The following is a 24401-nucleotide window of genomic DNA, read 5'->3' as shown; positions in this document are numbered from 1 at the left end:
CTTTAAATAAAAACACTAAATTAAGAACAAAACTAATAACAATATCGTTTTAATTAATGATTAGTTTAAAACAATTGAAATAGGAAAGTGAGCATATGAAAAGAAGCTTATTAAGTATCACTATCACCTCTGCATTGATGATGCTATCCAGTTCACCTGTACAAGCTCATGGCTGGTCTGAATACCCAGCAGCAAGGCAACAAGTTTGTTACAGCGAAGGTAATATTTGGAGTGGTACACCGCCGACTCAAGGCTGCGCACAAGCAAAAGCTATTTCGGGAACTTACCCTTTTGTACAACGCAATGAGTTTTCAATTAATGTTCCTGATTATAACAATATGCAAGCTGTTAAAAACGCTGTTCCTGATGGCTCATTGTGCTATGCCAATGATCCACAAAAGCGAGGAATGGGAACCGCAACAGACCAATGGACACGTACGTCGGTAAATGCAGGAACGTTTGAATATGTATTCAACGCAACGGCACCTCATAATCCATCATTTTGGCAGTTTTACCTAACTAAGCCAGATGCTGACTTATCAAAAGCACTGGCATGGGACGATCTTGAACTCATTCAAGAAGAAGGCGATATTGCCGTCGTCAATGGCAAATATAAAATGGATGTCACCATTCCAAACGATAGAGTTGGGGAAGCTATTTTATTTGTACGCTGGCAGCGTGCAGATCCTGTAGGGGAAGGCTTTTATAACTGTAGTGACATCAACATCGTCAATGATGATGTGGTGGTGCCTCCCGTTGATCCAACACCAGATCCTGTAGGCCCTTATTTAGTGCAGGGTAGCAACTTTATTCCACAATCTGTTGAGCTAAACTCTGCGACTATTGGCGATACCGTACACTACAAAGTATTCAATAAGAACGGAGAAGAGCATTCTTCATTTTCCATTAATATCAATGCAGATAATCAGAACGATTGGGACCGATTATTAGCTTCAAAAGTCAATGGTTGGTACGAATCAAATCACCAAGGCAATGTATTCATCGGCCGTTGGCATGAAGAGATGAATCATTATATGTACTTTAAAAATGACCTACACGGTAATTATTTCAACTCAAAAGATTCACGTGCTTCAGGGCAATTTAGCATTACAACTGAAGTAAACCCAATTACCGCGGTTATTTCACCAAACGTGTTAAAGCCATTAGATAACGCCACAGTGATACACGGTGACCATGTTATTTTGCAGCATAGTGAAAGTGAGGGTGAATCAATCGACGTACAGTGGTTGCAAACTAGCGGCACACCATTACAAACCACTTTAGGTCCAAACAATGAGCTAATCATTGAGACTGCTGATATTCCTGAAACACGACAGGAATTCACATTTAAATTAGTCATTAGTAATGCCGACGCAACAGACGAAGAAGTTTATTCATTCGTTGTTGTTCCTGCAACAACAGAGCCTGAAACGCCTGTTGATCCGAGTGAACCAGAAGTCAGTACATGGAATGTAAACCAAGTATATCGAGCAAATGATGTTGTTACCCATAATGGTAAAACGTGGACAGCACAATGGGAAACCCGAGGTGAAGAGCCCGGCACAACTGGCCAGTGGGGAGTTTGGCGATAAAAAGTTTGCACTCTACACACCATGGGCAAACTCGTAATCAAGTTAGTTAGCGTCTTAGCGATGGAAATATGATGAATAAACGCTATCGCTAATTCTCTTGCACTTTATTGAAATGATAGACAGCTTATGCTGTCTATCTTTTTAAACAATCGTTTTGCCCTTTTAGTCGATATCACATCATAAAAGGACTCACTATGTTATCTAAATTCCCGACTTCACCAACTTCAAAACCGTTAACTATTTCGTTAAGTCATGCTTGTTTCAAAAACACCTACCTAGCTACGGTCATTGCAACGCTATTGACCTCAGCTGCGAGCTATAGCACAACAGTGACAGCTGAAGCCTTGCCGTCCACAAGCTCGCTACTGGTATTTAATAATAATGATTTTCCTAGTGACTTAGAGGGAAGCCTAGCGGCGTCAGTCTCCTTTGCGCAAAGCCAGATTATTCCTTCAAAGCATGGAGTTGAAGGCGATATCCAGCCACATCTTATCGCTCAGCGTGCCTCGCTACTCATGGTCAAACCAAAACAAACAGACCTAAATACAGCGATACCCATGTATGTAACAGCCATTGATAAGCAAGGGCGTAACCTTGGAACAATGAAACTTGCCCCTCCGGCTAATCTGCCAACTACCGTGTACGCAACAGGGAATGTATTACCAAGCGAAGTAGACTTCACACCAATGCCAGGCAACTCTGCGGTGTTAAATACATCCACGACAATAAATCAGTTGAATGACCCAAGCGCAGCACTGTTATTCGCCACGCTCGAGTCAAATGAACTCGTCGAGATCAACACTGCTGATTATATTTGGACCAAAAATATCTATTTACCCAACAGCGATGCATTAAGTGGGAAAGTGGTTAAAATTAGCTCCAAAGCCGGTTACGCATCAACAATACATTACGGTGAGCGCACTGCTTCTATATCTCGCCATCAGTCACTAACATTTAAATGCATCAACGGTCAGTGGTTCCAAGAAAGTGACTTAATAAACAATACCCTAACCTATGCGGAAAACACTTGGAGCCTCAAAATTCCAGCCAACTGGATCCAGCCAGGATTCAAAATGCAGTTCAGTCATGGAGAGCTTTCAGGCGAGTTAACCGACGTAAAGGTCGGCGCACCTTCTGAGCTACTTTTACATACCATTGATATCGGTATGCTGACAGCACCTCGTGGCGAATTTGACTTTGCAACAGATCCCACTGCTCAACGCGAGTACTTCCAAACTCTTCCCGTTAGCCGCATGACAGTAAGCCAATATGAGACAGTTTATCTAGCGGAAGTCATGCTGCCAGATGGCACATTACTGACTGATTTCGATCCTAGCACTGGCGATTGGCACAGCGGAACAATGCGTCAAAGAATAGGCAAAGAGTTGATTTCTATTGGTATTAACAATGCCAACTATGGCATTAATAGCAGTGCCGGTATAGGGGTAGATGCGCATCCATACTCGGTTTCTCAGCTAACTGCCCATAATAGCCGAGGCAATTATCAAAACGGTATTGTCACCCATGGCGGCTCAGGTGGCGGTGGTATGGTCACTCTCGACTCATCTTTAGGGAATGAATTTAGTCACGAAGTTGGCCACAACTTTGGTATTGGTCATTATCCTGGTGGCTTTAACGGTTCAATTCATCGTCCTGCTGACGCAATCAATTCCACTTGGGGATGGGACAGCGAACTGAATAAATTTATTCCTAATATGTACAGCAAAATAACGGATGGAAGTGCTTGTCGCAAAGGCGAATGCCAAGCGCCTTTTGAAGGCCGAAAATATGGCTCTGATGCCATGGCTGGCGGTAAGCCGATGTCATCAGCCAACCGTTTTACACTCTACACGCCCTACACGGCAGCGCATATCCAACAAAATCTAGAATCAAAAGCCGTGTTTTCAAGTGACTCAGCAACCGGTTTTAGGCTATGGAATGCTGAAACACACACGATGGAACCCTATCAACACAGAGTCAACGATGGCGAGCAAATTAATGCATCGATAAGCGAGCTATCAGAGCAATACCTAAGCCAATTAGTTAACCAATATGATCAAGTAACGATTGCTATGTCTAATGGTAATTGGGCCAAGTATATTGATATACCTAAAGCATCGATTAGTAACATAGGCAAAACGATTAGCTTTAACCATAAAGCAGGTTACGATAGTCATCTCAATATTAATGATGACAGCTTTATCATCGCTACTGGCTTCAATACGTCATATACTTCAGATGGTATCACTTGGAATGAATCTAACGCCCCAGATCTAACGATAGCCAAAGTACCAACAGCATTTGGAGTGCCTGTCACGACTCTTGTGGGCTATTACGATCCTGAAGGGATCCTACCTAGCTATATTTACCCTGCATTACATGGCTCATATGGTTTCACCTACAACGATGACAGTGGCCATATATCTCAAAACAGCTGTCAATTACAGGTAGAAACAAGCAGTGGTCAACGGCTAGCCTATAAACTGGCTAATAGCCGCAGAAATGACACTGTAATGAACAAGTTTCATATCAACATCGCAGAAGATGCTGTACCACAAAGTGCTACTGTTCGATGCAACTCAAATTCGTTAGCTTCACGACAAATTGAACCAACAAAAAGTCCTTTGTCGTATACCGTAAACGGAGATGGCAATACATACTACAAGTGGGGAGATAATGAACGATTCGGTAATATTGGAGATCTATTTATATTCGATAACCCTAAGACCGGTGACAAAGAACTATTTATGCTAACGGGGCTAGGTGATGATCTGCGTTACTGGTACTTCCCTTCTAACAAAGGTAATAACAAGTTTTGGACCTATATTTCTGATATTGAATAATGTTAAAGCCTAAATAAAACCTCCTCTCCTTGAGTGATGAAAATCAGCAGACACAAAACAAGTCACTCGAGGAGAGCATTCCCCAGATTTAGCTCTAGTCACCTCTTTCTCTAGAAAATTGTCACCTTTTTCCATGATATTTGCGTAATTCATTCCATCATCCAAGTAACTGAGGTATAAGGGCGCTATGAAAACCCCAAAACGACTCCAACCTCTGGTTGATGAAGGACTCATTGACGAAGTAATTCGTCCATTAATGAGCGGCAAAGAAGCCGATGTATACATAGTAAGATGTGGTGATGACATCCGTTGCGCCAAAATCTATAAAGAAGCTGATAAACGTAGCTTTAAAAAAGCGGTCGAATACAGAGAAGGCCGTAAAAGCCGTAACTCACGCCGCGCTAGAGCCATGGAAAAAGGCTCTAATTATGGCCGCAAAGAACAGGAACAAGCTTGGCAAAGTGCCGAAGTAGACGCGCTTTTCAAACTGGCTTATGCAGGCGTTAGAGTACCGACACCTTATGGCTGTTTTGATGGCGTGCTGCTTATGGAGCTAATCACTGATGAGGCTGGCTATGTCGCCCCGCGACTCAATGATGTCACGCTTACACCAGAAGTCGCTATCTCTCATCATGCTATGGTGATGAAAGATGTACAACGCATGCTATGCGCAGGTCTTATCCACGGTGATTTGTCAGAGTTTAACGTACTATTAGATGATAACGGCCCAGTAATTATTGATTTGCCCCAAGCGGTTGATGCCGCAGCGAACAATAATGCCAAACGTATGCTTTTGCGTGATGTGAATAATATGACACAGTACTATGGTCAGTTTGCCCCATCATTGCTTAAGACTAAGTACGCACAAGAGATGTGGCTAAAATTTGAGTCAGGCAAATTAACACCTGATACCGAGCTGACTGGCGATTTTGTTGAAAGCGAACATACTGCAGATATCGATGCAGTCTTGGCTGAGATCCAAGCTGCATTTGAAGAACAACAACTACGAAAAGCCCGCATTGAAGGTCAAGCAGAGACTGAAGATTAGTTTTTCAAGCATGAAATAAAAAAGCCCCGCCAGTTAGCAACTGCGGGGCTTGTATACCAATGCCTATTCTGACTTTGCTGTTTGGCTGTTATTGTCAGCTTTCTCAACATTTAATTCGCCCAATGCTGCTGCAATATCTTCAGCCGCTGTTTTGGCGTTAATGTCTTCATCAATCTTTAGAATTTTACCATCTTTGCCAATGTAAAAAGTGACACGATTGGCTACACGCATGATATTGAGCACATCATAGGCTTTTGCCGTTTCTTTCGTTGGGTCGCTTAGCATAGGGAAATCAGCTTTTTGCTCACGGGCAAAAGCTTGGTTGTCTTCTAAATCATCAACACTTGCCATCATATAAACGGCGTTGTACTCGCGGATCAAGTGTCCCTTTTCTACAAGCGACTTACATTCTAAAGTACAGCCTCGAGTGTTTGCCATTGGGTACCAAGCCAACACCAAGTTTTGTTTTCCCTTGTAGTCACTCAATTGATAGAAATGACCATCAGTTGCCTGTAATTTAAAGTTTGGTGCAACATCACCTACTTTTAAATCAGTAGCCTGAGCCGTAAATGACAGACAAAAAAGTGCTGTTAGTGTCAGTTTTGAAAGCAGTTTAATCATGGTTATATACCTATCCCTTTTAAATAGTTCCGTTTACTTAGCTAAGCTCATCAGTAAGCGATGCCAGCGTAAATCGTTAGTTAACTTGTGATACGCAGCTCGCCGACAAAAGATCATTTTTAGTTGTCGATACTAATCCACTAAAGCCTCAAATGCTAAATCATAGGCTTTACCTAAATCTACAGTCGTAGGTTTAGCAGGTTTTAGTGCACCACAGCGTTTATCAGTTGCTCTAAGAGTTGCAGGGTGAACAAACTCAATATCAACCCCAATACAGGCTAAGATTGCGCCTTCCATTAAAAATGTTCCTGCGCCACCAGCGCCTTGGCCAGAGGTCGCCCGTCGGTTAAGTACAACTTTAGCAACATGATGCTCGCTGATATAAGCTTGCAACTGAGCAATAAATTGCTGCACATCGCCTTGCTGCGGATTCTTAAGCAAGCTGAACTTATTCACTTTAGGGGCAATCAGCTCATGCTCACCACGGTAGCCTGACAACGTCACCACTCTCACTTCGTTTGCTTTTAAAAATAAACCACTTACAACTTGCGACGCCATGTTCACTCCAACGCTTGATTCAACTAAAAAAACGCCAGCCCCAATGGACTGGCGAATAAAACTAATTGGTATAAGCCATTATGGCATACGCCGCTTATTTAGATGAGCGAGAATTAGCATGGACATCAATCTCAACCCCTTCCGGCTTAAAGTCGATACTGAACTTCGTTCGCATATCGTAGTGTTTCATCGCCTCTAATTCTTCAGGGATCGGCTCACCTGTCATCTCAACAAAAGTTATCAATGGGTCGATCAATTTCATATAGTCAGTAGACATCATAAACAACCCATTGTTTTGTAAAGACTCATTTTGCAGATCATTAGCTATCGCCGCCCCTTTATCACCTGAAAACAACACTAAATGCTGACCCTTTAATGCCAGCTTAGGTGCAATATTCATTTCAGCAGGAATAGGTAATATCGATGACAACTCAATTGCATCGCCATTTTCAGGCAACTGAACATTAGCCAGTTCAGGCATAAATGACTTAGCCATATTGAACAAAATCGCTGGGTTATCAGCAGACAAACTAACCACCGCATCTAAGCTTTCAAGCTGTGGCGAATTCACATCATCACTAATTTTATAATCAACCAGTGATACGCCTAAGCCCTTAACCCCATTTGCCATACCTGTAAACATGCCTAGCATCGCTGGGCTTTGCTGGCTCATCTGCATTTGCATTGCCGCAAGAGGTTCACATTGGTATTCAGGAGTTAGCATATCGTCCCAAATGGTCGTTAAAGCCGGTACCATTTGGTTTATATCAACACCCAAACCTATATTAAATACTGTATTGTCAATATCTTGAGTGTAAGCAGGTAAGAAACCTCGTAACTTTTGATAAGCATCGAGTAGCACTTTATTGTTACCTTCAATGACAGTTCTAAAGCCTAACTCGGTGATATTGTCTGTCACTCTTAGCTCATCATAGCCTGCTACTGTGCGTGGCCAATTGCTGGCAATTGCTGCAAACTCAGCACGACAAGCTGGGGTTTTAAGATAGTCGATAGGATCTTCACCCATGATCCCATAAAGCTTCGATAACTGACCCGCTAGCTGATTACCATCAGTACTTGTTAACCCCGTGACTATCTCTTGGTGGTTTATGTAACTCACACCTTCATTAGTAAAGCCATGTTTATTAATAATGTTTTCAATAATCTTTGCATCAACAATAGAGTTATCAACTGGCGTTACACCAAGTGCATTTTCAAGTACGCTGGCATCAAGGAATGAAGTACTAAGTGTTGTAGTAAAGATGCCGTCACGCACTGCAAACACTAAACTTATCTGCTGTTGCTCTTCAGGATCAGTAAGCAAGTAGCTGCGGTACTCAGCGCCTTTCAAGTTACCTAAAGTGTGCGCCAAACCACTTTCCGCTTCAGCTTTATCAAGAAGCGCCCATATTGCGTCGGCATCTTCGACTTCAACTTTTAGTACAGGCATAGCACCAAGGCTATACAGGTAACTACGGATATTATCAGCCAGACCAAAGGTTTTAGTGAAAGTATCACCGTCTTTCATTGCTGCTGTATATGACTTAAAAAGGCTGACAAAAAACTGCGCCCGTTCATCGGGCTCATTTTCAAGTTCGCTAAGTGCCTCTGGTGGATACTGGCGGTAGGCCTCTGAAAGAGAGTTGATATAAGACTTAATTGGGAATGGTTGCAACTGAGCAGAAAAAACTGGGGTATCTGCTGGTACATAACTTAGTACAACATCATCGCTCGTCGACAATGGTGCCGATTGCTGGCTATACCAATATCCACCAGCACCGGCAGCGACAACTGCTGCAGCGATAAGCATCTTATTCATTCAAAACTCCATTTAATTTTAATCCAATAAATGCGTGAATACGCAAAAACGAACTCAATAGTACAACATTGTTAATACACAATTCCAACCTTGCCCTGCTTTACGTAAAACCAGGGGACATCGGCATAGTTGTATGAAATGAAAAAGGGAAAATGTATGCAGCCCAAAATGTGATAGCAGATACTAAACTCGACACAAACAAAAACCCCAGGTAACTCTTTACTTCGGAGCTACCTGGGGATAGTTCGCTTGATAAGCTAGCGCCAGCAAGCCAATCAAAGTGTTCGATTTTAGCGTCGAGTTACTGCCAAAATATGACGCTATACAATCAAACTTGGTTTATTCGATACTGACAGCTCTGCTTATAGTTTTTAGCTAATCAAGAATGTGTAACTTAATCAGTGGAAGACTAAAAACCGTTGAGTCAAATTAACTCTAAGTGCAGAACAGCTTCTTAAAACCATCTACGGGAATGCTCAACTATAGCCTAAATAAAACCACTGTGCATAACTCTGTGAGTAATAATGTACAAAATTAAACAAAATTTAATACTAAAGGCTTAAAACCATTTAATTACATAACCTTACAAGCAATCATAGTTTTTACTGCTCTATCATTTCAAGAAGTTTCAAGTAGTACATCAGTACAACTTAAACAAAGTGAGCACGGCTAGATTAGGTGCTCACTTATACTACTAAATATCAAAATGTAATCCGCACTCACGTTTTAAGCCATTAAAGCGTGTTTGCTCTTCTGTCATCCCTAACTCAAGTGGTTTACTCGAGTGCGTATCGCCGACAGAAACATAACCATGATCCCATAACGGATGATAAGGCAGCTCAAACTCGGTTAAATACTCATGGACTTGCTTATTGCTCCAATCAATTATCGGCAAGATTTTATAGCGTTGGCCATGAATCGCTAACACAGGTAAATCTTCACGCGTGCTTGACTGTGAGCGTCTAAGTCCCGCAAACCAAGTGCCAACCTGTTGCTCGTTTAAGGCTCGCTGCATCGGCTCGACTTTATTGATCTGGTTATATTTATCCAACCCATCAATATCCTGCTCCCACAACTTACCGAAACGCGCTTCTTGCCAAGCTGAACTAAACGGCGACGAATACACTTTAAGATTTAAACTTAGGCGCTCTGTTAATTCATCAATAAATTGGTAAGTCTCACTGAACAAATAGCCAGTATCTGTGAGCAATACAGGGATATCAGCTTTTTCACGACTAACCATATGCAACATCACCGCAGCTTGTATACCAAAGCTGGATGAGAGGGCATGGTTACCCGGTAGATACTGCAATGCCCACTTGACTCGCTCAACCGGAGTTAATGCTTCCAAATAAGCATTAACTCGGGCTAATTCTGCTTGTTGCTCCACTTTAGGCGCGTCCAACAAGGCTTGCAGCTCATCAGCAGTTATCACTGACTCAAAAGTATTAGCCATGAAAATCCTTAGCCGCATCATTAACTGCGGCAACTACACCACTGCGTACAGTGTAATTACCAAAAGTTTCACCCTCTTCTCGTTCTTCTACATAACGCGCAAACAGAGCATCAAGTTCCGCGAGGATCTCCGCTTCTTGGATATTCTCACGATACAGTTTGTTTAAACGAGTACCTTCAAAACTAGCGCCTAAATACAAGTTATAACGCCCCGGCGCTTTACCTACTAAACCGATTTCAGCAGCAAATGGACGAGCACAACCATTAGGACAACCCGTCATGCGGATCACTATGCCTTGATCTAAAAAGCCATGCTTCTCTTGTAGCGCTTCAACTTTAGTCAAAAAGTCAGGGAAGTAACGCTCAGCCTCAGCCATTGCCAACGCACAAGTAGGCAGTGCCACACAAGCAATCGAGTGACCACGGGTTTCAGTAATTAGCTTACCCAATAAGCCATGCTGCCGAGCTATCGACTCAACTTGCTCTTTATCAGCAGCGGCGACACCAGCAATAATAATATTTTGGTTTGAGGTCATACGGAAATCACCTTTATGGATCTTAGCAATTTCTCGTAAACCTGTTTGCAATGGCTGCCCCGGCAAGTCTTTAACACGACCACCTTCGATGAATAAGGTTAAGTGCCAGTTATCATCAACGCCTTGTTTCCAACCATAACGATCGCCACGATCACCAATGACCACATCTCGCTTAGGTTCAAATTTGATCCCCGTACGTGCTTCAACCTCAGCTTTAAACTTATCGAAACCATGTTTAACTATGGTGTATTTCAAGCGCGATAGTTTGCGATTTTCACGGTTACCCCAGTCACGCTGGATCGTCATTACCGCTTCAGCAAACTTCAAAGTATCTTCAGCCTTGATATAACCAAAATCATCAGCTAAACGCGGGAAAGTCGCCACTTCACCATGAGTAGAACCCATGCCACCACCAGCAACCATATTAAAGCCAATCAGCTCATCACCATCGGCCACGGCAATAAATCCTAAATCATTGGTGTAAACGTCAACGTCGTTATCTGGCGGCACTGCCACCGCCATTTTAAATTTACGTGGCAGATAGGTTTTACCGTAAACCGGTTCCACTTCTTCACCTTCAGTCGTGACCAGCTTTTCATCGTCTAACCAGATCTCGGCGTAAGCTTTGGTATGTGGCAACATGTTATCTGACAACTGCTTAGCGTAGGCATAAGCTTGTTGATGCAGCTTAGACTCAACCGGATTTGGGTTACACATAACATTACGGTTCACATCACCACATGCTGCAATCGAGTCTAGCGCCTCACGGTCTAAATCTTGAATAATGGTTTTCAAGTTACGCTTTGGAATACCGTGGTATTGAAACGTTTGACGTGTCGTTAAACGAATACTGTTCGAGCTAGTTAAATTAGAGGCAATTTCATCAACCGCAAGCCACTGCTGTGGAGTACAAACACCACCAGCCACACGGGCGCGTAACATAAAGCTGTATAAAGGCTCCAACTTTTGCTCTTTACGTTCATTACGTAAATCACGGTCATCTTGCTGATAAAAACCATGAAACTTAATCAATTGCTGATCACCTTCGCTAAAAGCACCGGTCACCGCGGTATCCAAGCCTTCTTGAATGGTACCGCGCAGGTAATCACTATCGGTTTTTAAATATTCGTTTACTGCTAACTTTTGCTCACTCATAGCAAGGTACTCTCTTAAATTCTTTTTGTTTTGCGCCCGCTTTGCATGGCGTCACTCATCATTGCGCTATCGCTATAGATTGTTATTAATAGACGTCTTTTTGGTAACGCTTCGCCGCTCTTAACTCTTCTAAAAACTCTGCAGCTTGTTCTGGGGTCTTGTTACCAAACTTAACTGCTACATCAAGCAGAGCTTGGTGCACATCTTTAGCCATGCGCTCAGCGTCACCACAAATATAGAAATGCGCGCCCTCTTCTAGCCACTGCCACAGTTGCTCACCTTGCTCGGCAATCTTGTGTTGCACATAAATCTTGTGGTCTTGATCGCGAGAGAAAGCCAGATCAATACGTGATAATTCACCGCTTTGCAGATACTGCTGCCATTCAGTTTGATATAGGAAATCTTGCTCAAAATGCGGGTTACCAAAGAACAGCCATGTTTTACCTGCAGCACCTTGAGCAGCACGCTCTTGCATAAAGGCTCTAAATGGCGCAACTCCGGTACCGGGGCCAACCATAATCACTGGCGTGTCAGGGTTTTCAGGTAAGCGGAAGTGATTATTTGGCTCAACATACACTTGCACTTCTTGGCCTTCTTCTGCACTCGCAAGGAACCTAGATGCCCCACCAAAGCGCGAAACGCCGTCACGCTCTTCTTCCACAAGTGCTACCGTCAGGTGTACTTCAGACTCAACTTCAGCTTGGCTCGATGCAATAGAGTACAATCTTGGCGTAATACCGCGCAGTAAGCCAACGAACTGTTCCGCAGTGACTTTTGCAGGATATAGCTTAACTAAATCAGCAACTTGATGATTATTAATAAACTCACGAGTCAATGCCTTGTCGGCACTTAAACTGAGTAATTCAGCGTCTTGGCTCAGCTCAGCCCAACCACTCACTAATCCCGGATAAAGCTGTGTTAGCTCTTTTTTATTGGTGAGCGCATCACGCAAGGTTAATGACTCTTTCGCCACTGTCATTTGCTCGTTTTCATCAAGTGATAAAGCGGTGATCAACTCAGACACCAGTTCATTAGAGTTGCTAAACCATACACCTAACGCATCACCCGCTTGGTAATGAATACCTGATTCACCTAGCTCAATTTCCACATGGCGGACATCTCGGTCAGAATCTCGTCCCGTGAGTTTTTGGCTGACTAGCAGTTCAGCTGTATAAGGTTTTTGCTTGGTGAAACTTGATGTTACTGTTTGGCTGCTGGCAATAGACACCACACTCGCCCCAGCACTTTGCACTAATGGCTTAACTGCTTCTAATACATCGGCCTGCCACTGCTCGGCTTGTTCTTGGTAATCAACATCACACTCAACAATTGGGGCAATGGCTTTTGCGCCTAATGCACTTAGACGAGAGTCAAAGTCTTTCCCTGTTTGGCAGAAAAACTCGTAGCTTGAGTCACCAAGCGCCAACACTGAATAGTTTAAGTTATCCAGTTTAGGGGCACGTTTAGAGTTTAAAAACTTATGTAGTTCAATCGCATCATCTGGTGCATCGCCCTCACCGTGAGTACTGACAACCAGCAACAATAAACTTTCTTGTTTCAACTGGCGCGTTTTGTAATCACCCATCGAAGTAAGGTTCACGGCATAGCCTTGAGCCTGAGCTTTCTCTGCCAGTTCAGTAGCGACACCACGACCATTGCCGGTTTGGCTACCATAAAGAATGGTAATAACTTGCTCTGTACCCGCCTCATTGCTACCAGCAACTTGTGGTACGCCTGTCACGCCTTGTTCAGACGTTGCAGCAAGGTAGCCGCTAACCCAAGCAAGTTGAACGGCACTCAGCTCTGCAGTGAGCTGCTTTAACTTGTCCACTTGACCAGCAGAAAGCGGTGAAGCGAGTGATGAAAGCTCTTTTAACAACATGGAAACGGCCCTGTATCAGTGTAATGTCGCTCAGCTTAGCCCCTCACTAGATAAAGAAAAAAGAATAAAAGATAATTTTTAATTCAATTTAGGAATATACAAAGCTCAAAAATTAAGCTACAAAAGTAAATGACTAATCAACAAATCCGTTTGCTGTAGGGTTTGTCAGCGCAAACTTTCATGCAAAAGTGTGGAGTAGTGCAAACTTTTTAGTCTGACCAGTCCAGAAAACAGGATATTGAAAAATATGCACTTGTGTCTGGATTTAGAGTCGCCACAATAAGCACCCTGACAAATTAATGACATCTGTTCATACGAATGTCCTCAACTGAGAGGTTTACCTTTGTGAAGCTAGGTCTACCGAAAGAAAGTCATGCTAGTGAAAGTCGCGTTGCGATTATTCCAGCCAATGTGACTCGACTGCTTAAAAATAACTTACAAGTTCTTGTTGAAAGTGGCGCCGGCAACAATGCTGGTTTTACTGATGAAGATTATATTCAAGCTGGCGCAACCATAGTCAGCCGCCAACAAGTACTCAGTGACGCAGATATCATCACAGTTGTGAACGCTAAAGATGCACAGCTTGCAGAGTTATCAGCAGTCATCAAACCTCAGCAAATTGTCATCGGCATGATGGATCCACTTGCGCATCCTGAAAACGCTCAAACAATAGCTGCAACTGGCGCAACTGCAATAGCACTTGAGTTGGTACCGCGTATTACTCGTGCACAGAGCATGGATATTTTGTCTTCTATGGCAACCATCGCTGGTTACAAAGCAGTATTACTTGCTGCTCACAAAGCACCACGTTTATTCCCTATGATGATGACAGCAGCAGGCACATTAAAACCTGCCCGCGCCTTTATCATGGGTGTCGGTGTTGCAGGCTTACAAGCATGTGCTACCGCCAAACGATTAGGTGCAGTGGTTGAGGCTTACGATATTCGCCCAGCTGCGCGTGAACAGATTATTTCTGTTGGCGCTAAACCGGTAGAGCTTGATCTTGAAGCCGAAAACACTGAAACCAAAGGCGGTTACGCGGCTGAACAATCTGATGACTTCTTAAAGCGTCAGCAACAAGCTATGGCCAATGTCCTTGCCCAACAAGATATTGTTATCACCACCGCAGCAATTCCGGGACGCAAAGCGCCTATCTTAATCACCAAAGAGATGGTTGATAGCATGAAGCCCGGCACCATTATTGTCGATTTAGCGGCAGAAACTGGCGGTAACTGTGAGCTAACACAGCTAGATAAAGAAGTTGTGCATAATGGCGTGACCATTCTTGGGCCATCAAATGTTCCAGGAACAGCCGCAACCCATGCCAGCCAAATGTATGGCACTAATATTGAAAACCTACTCAAACTATTAGTCACTAAAGACGGCGAGCTTAATCTTGATTTTGAAGATGAGATCATTAAAGACACTGTGGTTGCCTATCAAGGTGACGTCAGCAGTGCTCGTCTGCGCGAACTGCTCGGTCTAGAACCACTGGCAGACTCAGCATCTGTAGCAACAGCACCGGAGGCAAAATAATGGAAATCTTACTGCTTATAACCCTCTTTGTGGTCGCAGTGTTCTTAGGTGTCGAGATGATCACCAAAGTGCCACCAACGCTGCACACCCCATTAATGTCAGGTTCAAATGCGATCTCAGGGATCTCATTAGTCGGCGCATTACTATCAGCAGGCTCTGGCGCAGGTATTTGGGTCAATGTATTAGGCTTTATCGCCGTAGTACTGGCCACCATTAACGTTGTCGGTGGTTACATGGTAACTAACCGCATGCTAGCTATGTTTAAAAGGAAATAAGCCACTATGAGTATGACGATTATTTACCTCGCCTACTTGGTGGCAGCAAGCCTATTTATATTAGGTATCAAAGGGCTAACTAAGCCTAGAACTGCGGTTCGCGGTAACCAGCTTTCAGCATTGGGTATGTTTATCGCTGTGGTTGTAACCCTATTCGATCAAAACATTTTAAGCTACGAGTGGATTATTGCTGGCGTATTGTTAGGTGGCGCGATTGGTGCTGTGATGGCAACCAAGATCCAAGTGACCTCAATGCCGCAAATGGTGGCTATGCTAAACGGTTTTGGTGGCGGTGCTTCGCTATTTATCGCCCTAGCAAACTTCCTTGACCCAAGCTCAGCAACTCACACTGTTGCACTTATCTCTATTGCTGCCACAGTAATTATTGGTGCGGTAACGTTATCAGGTTCATTTGTGGCGTTCGCTAAGCTACAAGAACTGATCTCAGGTAACCCGATTAAAGTTCCGGGCAACAAAATCCTCAATGGAATCTTGCTTATCAGCGCTATTGGCCTTGGTATTGCGATAGTGCTAGATCCAAGCAACATCAACCTGATCTACGCATTGGTTGCAGTATCGCTAGTGCTTGGCTTACTGCTAGTAGTGCCAATTGGCGGCGCCGATATGCCAGTTGTAATCGCCCTACTGAACTCATATTCAGGTATTGCAGCAGCAACAACAGGTTTCATCACAGGTAACACGGTACTCATTGTATCGGGTTCACTTGTTGGTGCATCAGGGATCATCTTGACGCAAATCATGTGTAAAGCCATGAACCGTTCACTGTTTAACGTACTCTTTGGCGTCATGGCTGAAGGTGGTGACACGGTCGATGCCGACGAAGTTTACGCAGGTAAAGTAACCTCTTCTTCACCTGAAGAAGTTGCCATGCTGCTAGAAACTGCTGAGCGCGTGGTCATTGTACCGGGTTATGGCTTAGCAATGGCACAAGCCCAGCATGCAGTGCGTGAGTTAGCCTCAGTAATGGAAGCCCGCGGTACAGAAGTGCTATACGCGATCCACCCCGTTGCAGGTCGTATGCCGGGTCACATGAACGTGTTGTTAGCCGAGGCTGAAGTGCCGTACGAGCAGTTGATTGAGATGGATGAGATCAACCCACAGTTCGAACAAACAGACGTGGCGATTGTAATTGGTGCCAACGACGTAACCAACCCTATGGCTCGTGAAGATAAAGGTAGCCCAATTTACGGCATGCCAATTCTAAACGTTGATAAAGCTAAAACCGTCGTGGTAGTTAAACGCTCTCTTAGCCCAGGCTTTGCTGGTTTACCTAACCCACTATTTGCATTAGATAACTCACTAATGCTATTTGGTGACGGTAAGAAAGCCATTGTTGAATTGACCCAAAGCTTAAAAGAAGCAGATTAAGTATCTGTCTCCAGCTTAAAAGGTCGCTAATGCGGCCTTTTTTATTTCAATTCGCTAAAACTAGCCACTTTCTTCTGATGTTTAATACCCGCTTAACCTATTATTGTTAAAATTATGTGCTTGATGGTTAAAAAGCAGTACTCTTATCTATAGTCCTCTGCGCTAACATGAAAATAATATGACACTAAAATTAGCTCCAATTGTCTGTATTGGTTTGCTGTTGCCGTTTGCAAAATTACAAGCCGCCCAAGACCAAAGCAAAAACCCAATGCCGCCACCTAAGGTTGAGTTAGCTGAAGCAAGCGTTAGCCAGTGGCCTAATAACTGGGGCATAGGGATCGGTGTTCGCCGCGGTGATATTCCCTATGCGACCGAGCAAGATGAGGTTTACGATACTTTACCCCTGATCTACTTTGAAAATGACTACTTCTATATTAATGGTATGGAAGCCGCAGGGCATATTTGGAAAAACGACAACCACCAAGTCAACCTATACACCCGCTTTCGCTTTGTTGATATTCCCAAAGAACTACAAAATGAATCACAGTCACAAGCCTTTGATTTTGGTCTACAGTACCGTTTTGTTAAAGATGACTGGGATTTTGATTTAGCCTTCTTATCAGATTCTAATAAACGCAGTTACGGCTATAGTCGCACTCAATATCATTGGCAGTCAGGTGACTGGACGCTAAAACCTTATGCTGAGTTTCAGTGGAAAAGCGCCGACTTTAACGACTATTACTACGGCTTAGATAGGTACGATGTTGGCGGCGGCATTGCCTTTAATGCCGGAGTAAAAGCCCGTTACCACGTTGCCAGTAACTTATACCTGCTCGGCCAATTTGGCGTGGGTCGCCTTGAAGATGATGTTTACCAACTACCAAGCATCAATAACCGCTTTCAATATGAATCATTCTTAGGTTTCGGCTTTTACCCTGAACCAGATAAAAAACAATACTCAGCACAAGCTGTTACAGCAAAACCAAAAGCAGGCAGTGAGTATCTGCGTATCGCACATGGCTGGGCAACGCCCTCTAATCTCAATGCGATCTTAAAGTGGCAAACCAAAACCGATCCCTACAATAACCAATTCACTTCAGCATTTTACGGTACACAGCTAACCGACAGCCTGTTCACCTTGCCGATTGATCTATACCTTACCCCCGGACTCGTTTGGCATTATAGCTCTGAGGTTCAAGATGATATCGCCGAAGCTGTTATTGCCATTAAAGCCTATTACACTTTTGAGCTTGGGCCACGCTTTAGGTTAGGTGTGGCTGAAGGGTTATCTTATGTCAGCAGTGTGACCCATATTGAAGGCTCTGAGTTAGATCTAAAAGGCTATAAACCCTCTAAATTACTCAACTATTTAGATTTCTCATTGGATGTCAATCTAGGTGATATTTTTAATTCAGCAAAGCTCGATAACATGTGGCTAGGCTATAGTATTCACCACCGCTCAGGGATCTTTGAATCCAGTTCAGCCTTTGGCCGCATCAGCGGTGGCAGTAACTACCAAAGTGTTTACCTGCAGTGGCACTTTTAATGGTATTGAGCAGAAATACAAAAAGGCCGCAATTGCGGCCTTTTTCATCACTAATCCTAACTTGCGACTTTATACTAACGCGCGACTTTGAGCTCTTGCGAATTCAGTATGGCAAGCATAGGGTTGGCTTGCATCACTTTGCTTTTTAGCGCGAAACCTATCGCAAGACCTGCAACAAAGCCAGCAATATGCGCCCAATAAGCCACACCACCGCCACCGATATAAGCGCCAAACAGGTTCATCGCTAACCAAATAGCAAAGAATGCCATTGGCGATAGTTTTTTCTGATACACAATAAACATAAAGGTCAAACTTGCGTGCCTAAACCAAAGTAGATACATACCAAACAAACCGGCAATCGCTCCACTTGCCCCCACCATATAGATGGAAGAACTCGGCTCAGAAATAATGTGCCCAGCAGCCGCGGCAAAACCACAAATCAAATACAGCCCTAAAAAGCGGCTATGACCAAGCGCATCTTCAAGGTTGTCGCCAACCACATACAAGAAGTACATATTGCCAATTAAATGCATCCAGCCACCATGCATAAACATATGGCTCACTAAACCGGTAATATGCTGCCCCTGCATTAAATCAACAGGCTTCAGTGCAAAGGTTTCGTAAATCCACTCTGTTGCGTTTGGCTGCAGTACCGTAGCTAAGAAAATCAAGGTATTAATTAAAATTAAACTATAGGTAACCCAAGGCGTTGTCTTAGGTTTTAAGTTGTACTCCATTGGCATCTGCATTAAAAACTGGAATAGCCATGTCTTCACATTTACTTTTTTATCCAGTTGCTCCAAAGCAGATTGAATTTGCGGTGACTGCACCACTTTTTCACGCTCATGATCATCAATCCAAACTCCTGTACAAGTGATACAAAAATCCACCTCTACCTGAAAATTATCCATCAAATGATATTGGTGTAAGCGTGTTTCACAATGGCTGCACTTTCGGTGTGACATGCCTTTATGGGCACCCAATTCACTTTCAATGCCTACGTTATCATTGCCATTATCTGCCGCCGATAAAGCCGCATTTAACTCACCGCTATCAAACCATATCCCACCACAATCAGTACAGCTATCTACCTCTTGACCATGGAAGTAAAACACGCGCATTTTATCGCTAGCGCACCCCGGACATTTCATACTCATCAATCTTCCCTATTCGACAGTTATGCCATTCTGTTTCAGTTCTAATGCTAAAGACTGAAAATTTTTCTCAAGCTTAGGCATGGTTTCCGTTCTCATTTTTTGAGTTAACTCTTTTAGCTGTTTAGCCCCGTACTTTGACCCATAAAACCTGCCCTCAATTTTGCTCACAATATCTTCTGAAGCATTATAAAAACGCCGAGTTTCAGTGAGGATAGTGGTAGGGGTTTCAAGGGCATTTGGAGAGTAGCGCATATTCTCCCAAACAAACGTACCAATATTTGGTCGTATATGTTTAAGCTCATACGGGTTACTGGAGCCTTTGGTTAACGTGTCAGCATAAGCTTCAAGCATATTAATATTGTCCGTCACTTCATCATACAAAGCGTGACGTAAATAATAGTTATTTTGCTTGTTACTTAACTCATCGAATTTAATTGCCTGACTAAGACCTTCTTGAGCTGCTAAGTAAACGCCAACGACTGTGGCTACGATCATAAAGATCTGACTAACCCAAAAGCTGGTTTTGACCAACTCCTGGTTATCTAGTTTGGGGAAACGCTTCACCGGCTCTGCGGCGGGTGGCGTTTTTGTGGGAACTTCCATTTCCTACACGACTCCTTCTATTGCTACACTACATTCCTTCATGGATTATTAGCGACAACATCAAATGAATGAGTTGCCTTGATAATAAACTAACGGTTTGAGCGAATTGATAATATCAACCAATCCGAAAGGAGAAGTTTACAGCGATAAAAGATGAGTTTCTAGGGTGTTATGTAAGTTCAATAGCGTTGTTGAAGCATAAGTGAAAATAGATGGCTCACAGTGAAGCACAGTAACAGGGCTCCTCAACCTAAGACTTCACCTTCAGCCACTCCACAAAGCACAAGCGCACTTTGACCTACTAAAGCATTCACCAGCAAACGACCTTGATCGCCCATTTTTTCAAAAGCGGTTTCACTGGCTAAAGAGATAGCTTGGTAACGATTAACATTAATTTGCTGTGAGCCACACAAAGAAAAGAATAAGCGAATAATAGCCCTGAAGTTGGCTTGAGTTAATGATTCCTTCCAGGTGGTTTGTAATGACTGAACCGACGAGAAGTCCAAACGCTCAATAAAAATATCAGCAATTCGGCTATCTAAGCGGGTTAAAAAGTCGCTTTTACGTGGGAAGTGATGGCTAATTCCAGTACGGCTAATGCCCGTTGCGTCAGATAAAGTGGAATACGACATTGAATCATAACCAAGCTCCAAAATCTGCTTCATTGCTTCATCTAGGATTTGCTGTACCGTCTGCTTAGTTTGAACTTTTGATCGCTTTGCCATAACCACACTTAATCAGAGTCACCATAGGATGACTGTAACAAATGCCCAGAGCAAATGCCTTAGCATAGAAAGATTATTTATGGCTTGTTCAGCTGATATTCAGCAAAAAACAACGCTGATTAGATTAGCAATACCTGACTACATTAGTCATAGTAATTGAAAGTCGCCTCAGCATTCATTTGCTGCTGTGCCAACCATTTAGTCGCTTCATCTTGCCCCATCAAGGCAATCAATGTCGGCTTTAAATACTGACCCAGTTTAGGTTTACGCCAATACATATAACCGGGTAATGGCTGCACTGTTCCCGCACCAAAAGTACGCTGGCTCAAACTTGAAAACTCATCAAGGCTGTCTTGATCATGTAATGTTAGCCTTTTAGAAACATCAGCATAAAACAGATTAAAGCTGGAAAAATCGCGCAGTTGCTCGAGAGAATACAACTCAAAAACCTGGGCTAATATAGGCACAGACCAATGGGACATAAACTCACTGTCGTTCATCATTGCAATATTGCGCCTATGATATTGCTGCCACGCAAGCTCCAAGCTATTGGTCTCAATCGCAATCCGCCACAGCAAATAAAGATCCGCCAACCACTCGTGTTGATATTGGCTTTGTATGACCTCGCCTTGAGCACTCAGCGCATCAATCGCATAAAGATGCCCTAACTCATGCCAGTATGTCAGTATTGCTTGTTGTTTTAACGGTAGCGAGAAATGGCCTACGCCCCAATTGATAGTTTGTTGGCTAGGTAACTGGTTAAAATCGGTAAGGATGATCCCGGCAACATCACCATGGTGTACAGGTAACACCATAGCACCACGGCGACCAAGTAACTCACTGTAATATTCAGCAGGCAGTGGCAGTAACTTATTGGCAGACCTAGGTAACTGGGCTAGGCAAAGTGGTAACTGTTTTAGCGGACACACCAAAGCTTGTTTTGAGGCAATATCTGTCCAAAAAAAACCGTTATCTAAGCGTTTATGTAAGCGTTGCTCTAAGCTAACAACATCAAGGTTAATAGGCTTAACCGCAACCGAAGTCGCGGCTATAACGCCAGCACAAATAACCCCTAGCAGGCTCATGCTGATAACTTATCGCAGGCCAGCCACTATTGATTAGCCATGATATTTTCAATAATTGCCGTAGTTGAAATGCCATCTTCAAAGCCTAAGACTTTGACTTGGCCACCCGCAGCCATCACTTCTTGACCACCAGCAATATCTTCAACTTTGTAGTCGCCACCTTTTACTAACAAGTCAGGCAATAAACGACCAATGACTCGTTGCGGAGTATCTTCACTAAACGGCACCACCCAATCTACTGAAGCCAGTGCAGCCAATACTGTCATACGGCGATCTTCAGAGTTAACAGGGCGGCCTTCACCTTTTAAGCGTTTAACTGATGCATCGGTATTAACCGCCACAATCAAACGATCACCTAAAGCACGCGCTTGCTGTAAATAGCTCACATGGCCTGCATGCAAAATATCAAAACAGCCGTTAGTCATGACGACACGTTCGCCGCGCAGTTTGGCTTGCTCAAGTGCATAGGCTAATTGGTCTTCACTGACAACACCAAAGCCAGACTCGCCATGATTCACTGACAACGCTTCGATAAGCTCTAAACGCGTCACCGTAGAGGTGCCGAGTTTACCCACAACAATACCTGCCGCAGTGTTAGCAATCGCACAGGCTTGAGCTAAATCACTGCCAGCCGCAATGGCTGTCGCTAATGCTGAAATTACGGTATCCCCTGCTCCCGTCACATCGTAAACTTCACGGGCCACGGTAGGAATATGCAGCTCAGGTTGCTCGCGGGTGATCAGAGTCATGCCTTTTTCAGAGCGAGTCACCAACATAGCATTAAAGTCATACGCTTCAAGCAGACCTTGCGCCTTAGCTACCAAGTCAGCCTCAGACTCAACCTTGCCAACAACCAGCTCAAACTCACTCATATTAGGTGTAAGCAAGTAAGCGCCACGGTATTTAGCAAAGTCAGTGCCTTTAGGGTCAACAAGTACCTTAACCCCTTTAGCATTAGCCGCTTCAATAAAGCTTTGTGGTGAGATAAGTGCGCCTTTAGCGTAGTCAGACAACACTGCTACATCGACATTATCTAAACTTGCTAAGCTTTGGTTGAGTAACGCATCACTTTCAGCTTGCGAATAGCTTTCTTCAAAATCTAAACGCAATAGCTGCTGATTACGCGACATCACCCGCAGTTTAGTAATGGTTGGCTTACCCGCCACCTTATGCCAATTTGGCTCAACCCCAAGGGTTTGAATACCAAGGGTTAAAGCATCGGCAGTTTCATCAGTACCCACAATGCCTGCAAGGCTAGCAGCGCCGCCCAGAGTAGCAATATTAATGGCAACGTTAGCCGCTCCACCAGGTCGGTCTTCAAGTTGCTCGACTTTGACTACAGGAACTGGCGCTTCTGGAGAAATGCGCGCAGTAGGCCCAGCCCAGTAACGATCTAACATCACGTCACCTACAACGAGAACCTTGGCTTTTTCAAATGCTGGCAGAGAAATTTTCATAACGTCTTATCTTTCACAAAATTTAATAGTGATTGTACCTAATTTTACGCGAATTTGAGTTAGAATAATGAGTAATTTTTCAATGGATTCGAGAATTACGTGGTAGAAAAAGCTCAATTTTCATCTCACCTTTATCATCCTAAGTACTGGCTATTATGGTTAGGCGTTGGATTCATGCGGCTGACACAAATGCTACCGCTAGCGATTCAAATGAAGCTAGGTTCAGGACTTGGCAGACTCGCCATGAAGCTGGTTGGCAGCCGAGTCAAAACCGCGAGACGAAATCTCGAGCTGTGTTTCCCCGATATGCCTGAGGCTGAAATACAGCAACTACTAAAACAGAACTTTGAAGAGACCGGCAAAGCAGTATTCGATACCGCCAACGCATGGTGGTGGTCTGATGAAAAAATTCAAAAGCACATGACCATAAAAGGCAAAGAGCATGTGGAGCAAACACTCGCTAATGGCCAAGGCGTGATTTTGTTTGCCGTGCACTGTCTACCACTAGAAATGGGCGCACGTATTTTTGGTCAGTTTCAGCCCGGAGTGGGTGTTTACCGCCCCCATAACAACCCCTTAATGGAATATCTGCAGGTCAAAGGTCGCCTGCGTTCAAACAAGGCCTTAGTCCCCAAGCGTGATTTACGCCAAATGGTACGCAGCCTGCGTGAACCCAATGTGATCTGGTATACCGCAGACCAAGATTTTGGTCGCTCAAGCGCCATTTTTATTCCTTTCTTTAATGTCCCCGATGCCGCCACCATTACTGGTGCAACTACCCTCGCCAAATTAGGCAAAGCTAAGGTGTTACCTTTTTTCGTTGAACGTAATAGCGATGACACTGGTTACAATATTGAGATCCAACCAGCGCTAGAGAACTTCCCCGGCGAGAATGAAGTAGAAGACGCGAAACGCGGTAATAAGATTATTGAGCAAACCATTAGTCGTAATATGTCACAGTATATGTGGTTGCACAGACGCTTTAAGACTCGGCCAAATAAAGAGGATGCGTCGTTGTATCGGTAACACTTGGTTACCAAGCTGAGATTGAGTTTGGAGTTAGACTTCGTCTTACAATTAAGGTTATGAGCAGCCAACTCACACACGACCAAGAGGGGA

The 24401-nt window shown here is 43.7% G+C and carries 19 protein-coding genes; 8 read left to right on the top strand and 11 right to left on the bottom strand.

The annotated features are described in order from the left end of the window. The first annotated feature begins 95 nt into the window (after positions 1–95). From L884_RS0103030 to L884_RS0103020, 3 genes are all read left to right on the top strand, one after another. Positions 96–1592 carry a lytic polysaccharide monooxygenase gene (locus tag L884_RS0103030; protein ID WP_028766104.1) on the top strand — a complete coding sequence of 499 codons (1497 nt, stop codon included), beginning with the start codon at positions 96–98 and terminating at the stop codon, positions 1590–1592. A gap of 194 nt (positions 1593–1786) precedes the next feature. Continuing rightward, on the top strand, positions 1787–4435 hold the full coding sequence (locus L884_RS21640) for a M66 family metalloprotease (protein ID WP_037410272.1): 2649 nt from the start codon (positions 1787–1789) through the stop codon (positions 4433–4435). 187 nt (positions 4436–4622) lie between these two features. Beyond that, positions 4623–5483 carry a PA4780 family RIO1-like protein kinase gene (locus L884_RS0103020; protein ID WP_028766103.1) on the top strand — a complete coding sequence of 287 codons (861 nt, stop codon included), beginning with the start codon at positions 4623–4625 and terminating at the stop codon, positions 5481–5483. Positions 5484–5546: 63 nt separating this feature from the next. Here the strand turns inward: L884_RS0103020 and L884_RS21635 are convergent, their stop codons facing one another. The 6 genes from L884_RS21635 to L884_RS0102990 all read right to left on the bottom strand — a co-directional run bounded on the left by L884_RS21635 (position 5547) and on the right by L884_RS0102990 (position 13509). Next, entirely contained in the window at positions 5547–6104 is a 558-nt protein-coding gene (locus L884_RS21635; protein ID WP_037410270.1) for a peroxiredoxin family protein, read from the bottom strand. 132 nt (positions 6105–6236) lie between these two features. Further along, positions 6237–6662: a DUF3010 family protein gene (locus L884_RS0103010; protein WP_028766102.1), complete on the bottom strand. Its 426-nt coding sequence runs from the start codon at positions 6660–6662 to the stop codon at positions 6237–6239. Between the two features lie 94 nt (positions 6663–6756). Then, a complete protein-coding gene (locus L884_RS0103005; RefSeq protein WP_028766101.1) occupies positions 6757–8481 on the bottom strand; it encodes a hypothetical protein in 1725 nt (574 codons plus the stop codon). Positions 8482–9175: 694 nt separating this feature from the next. After that, positions 9176–9937, bottom strand: a complete 762-nt coding sequence (locus tag L884_RS0103000; protein ID WP_169731771.1) for a phosphoadenylyl-sulfate reductase — start codon at positions 9935–9937, stop codon at positions 9176–9178. Continuing rightward, the gene (gene cysI, locus L884_RS0102995; RefSeq protein WP_028766099.1) at positions 9930–11627 is read right to left on the bottom strand and encodes an assimilatory sulfite reductase (NADPH) hemoprotein subunit; all 1698 of its coding nucleotides are present in this window, start codon (positions 11625–11627) and stop codon (positions 9930–9932) included. Before cysI ends, L884_RS0103000 begins: the two co-directional genes overlap by 8 nt. 85 nt (positions 11628–11712) lie before the next feature. Then, entirely contained in the window at positions 11713–13509 is a 1797-nt protein-coding gene (locus tag L884_RS0102990; protein WP_028766098.1) for an assimilatory sulfite reductase (NADPH) flavoprotein subunit, read from the bottom strand. 345 nt (positions 13510–13854) lie between these two features. Between L884_RS0102990 and L884_RS0102985 the strand changes: the two genes are divergently transcribed. The 4 genes from L884_RS0102985 to L884_RS0102970 all read left to right on the top strand — a co-directional run bounded on the left by L884_RS0102985 (position 13855) and on the right by L884_RS0102970 (position 18255). Further along, positions 13855–15045, top strand: a complete 1191-nt coding sequence (locus L884_RS0102985) for a Re/Si-specific NAD(P)(+) transhydrogenase subunit alpha (protein ID WP_037410268.1) — start codon at positions 13855–13857, stop codon at positions 15043–15045. After that, positions 15045–15320: an NAD(P) transhydrogenase subunit alpha part 2 gene (locus L884_RS0102980; RefSeq protein WP_028766096.1), complete on the top strand. Its 276-nt coding sequence runs from the start codon at positions 15045–15047 to the stop codon at positions 15318–15320. The genes L884_RS0102985 and L884_RS0102980 overlap by 1 nt, the downstream gene beginning before the upstream one ends. Positions 15321–15326: 6 nt before the next feature. Then, complete coding sequence (locus tag L884_RS0102975) at positions 15327–16709, top strand: NAD(P)(+) transhydrogenase (Re/Si-specific) subunit beta (RefSeq protein WP_028766095.1); 1383 nt, start codon at positions 15327–15329, stop codon at positions 16707–16709. A 178-nt stretch (positions 16710–16887) separates the two neighbouring features. After that, positions 16888–18255 (top strand): MipA/OmpV family protein, encoded by a 1368-nt coding sequence (locus L884_RS0102970; RefSeq protein WP_028766094.1) that lies wholly within the window; start codon positions 16888–16890, stop codon positions 18253–18255. A gap of 74 nt (positions 18256–18329) precedes the next feature. Here L884_RS0102970 and L884_RS0102965 read toward each other — a convergent pair whose 3' ends face one another. The 5 genes from L884_RS0102965 to hldE all read right to left on the bottom strand — a co-directional run bounded on the left by L884_RS0102965 (position 18330) and on the right by hldE (position 23282). Continuing rightward, entirely contained in the window at positions 18330–19412 is a 1083-nt protein-coding gene (locus tag L884_RS0102965; RefSeq protein WP_028766093.1) for a rhomboid family intramembrane serine protease, read from the bottom strand. A gap of 9 nt (positions 19413–19421) precedes the next feature. Then, positions 19422–20015: a hypothetical protein gene (locus L884_RS0102960; RefSeq protein WP_028766092.1), complete on the bottom strand. Its 594-nt coding sequence runs from the start codon at positions 20013–20015 to the stop codon at positions 19422–19424. Between the two features lie 245 nt (positions 20016–20260). Continuing rightward, positions 20261–20740, bottom strand: a complete 480-nt coding sequence (locus L884_RS0102955; protein ID WP_028766091.1) for a TetR family transcriptional regulator — start codon at positions 20738–20740, stop codon at positions 20261–20263. A gap of 143 nt (positions 20741–20883) precedes the next feature. After that, on the bottom strand, positions 20884–21825 hold the full coding sequence (locus L884_RS21630) for a hypothetical protein (protein ID WP_211239187.1): 942 nt from the start codon (positions 21823–21825) through the stop codon (positions 20884–20886). 26 nt (positions 21826–21851) lie between these two features. After that, positions 21852–23282: a bifunctional D-glycero-beta-D-manno-heptose-7-phosphate kinase/D-glycero-beta-D-manno-heptose 1-phosphate adenylyltransferase HldE gene (hldE, locus tag L884_RS0102945; protein WP_028766090.1), complete on the bottom strand. Its 1431-nt coding sequence runs from the start codon at positions 23280–23282 to the stop codon at positions 21852–21854. A gap of 99 nt (positions 23283–23381) precedes the next feature. Between hldE and L884_RS0102940 the strand changes: the two genes are divergently transcribed. Further along, positions 23382–24308: an LpxL/LpxP family Kdo(2)-lipid IV(A) lauroyl/palmitoleoyl acyltransferase gene (locus tag L884_RS0102940; RefSeq protein ID WP_028766089.1), complete on the top strand. Its 927-nt coding sequence runs from the start codon at positions 23382–23384 to the stop codon at positions 24306–24308. The last annotated feature ends 93 nt before the right edge of the window (positions 24309–24401 follow it).

Source organism: Shewanella fidelis ATCC BAA-318, assembly GCF_000518605.1.
In the GTDB taxonomy this organism is placed as follows: domain Bacteria; phylum Pseudomonadota; class Gammaproteobacteria; order Enterobacterales; family Shewanellaceae; genus Shewanella; species Shewanella fidelis.
This window is presented reverse-complemented; position numbering and strand designations above follow the sequence as displayed.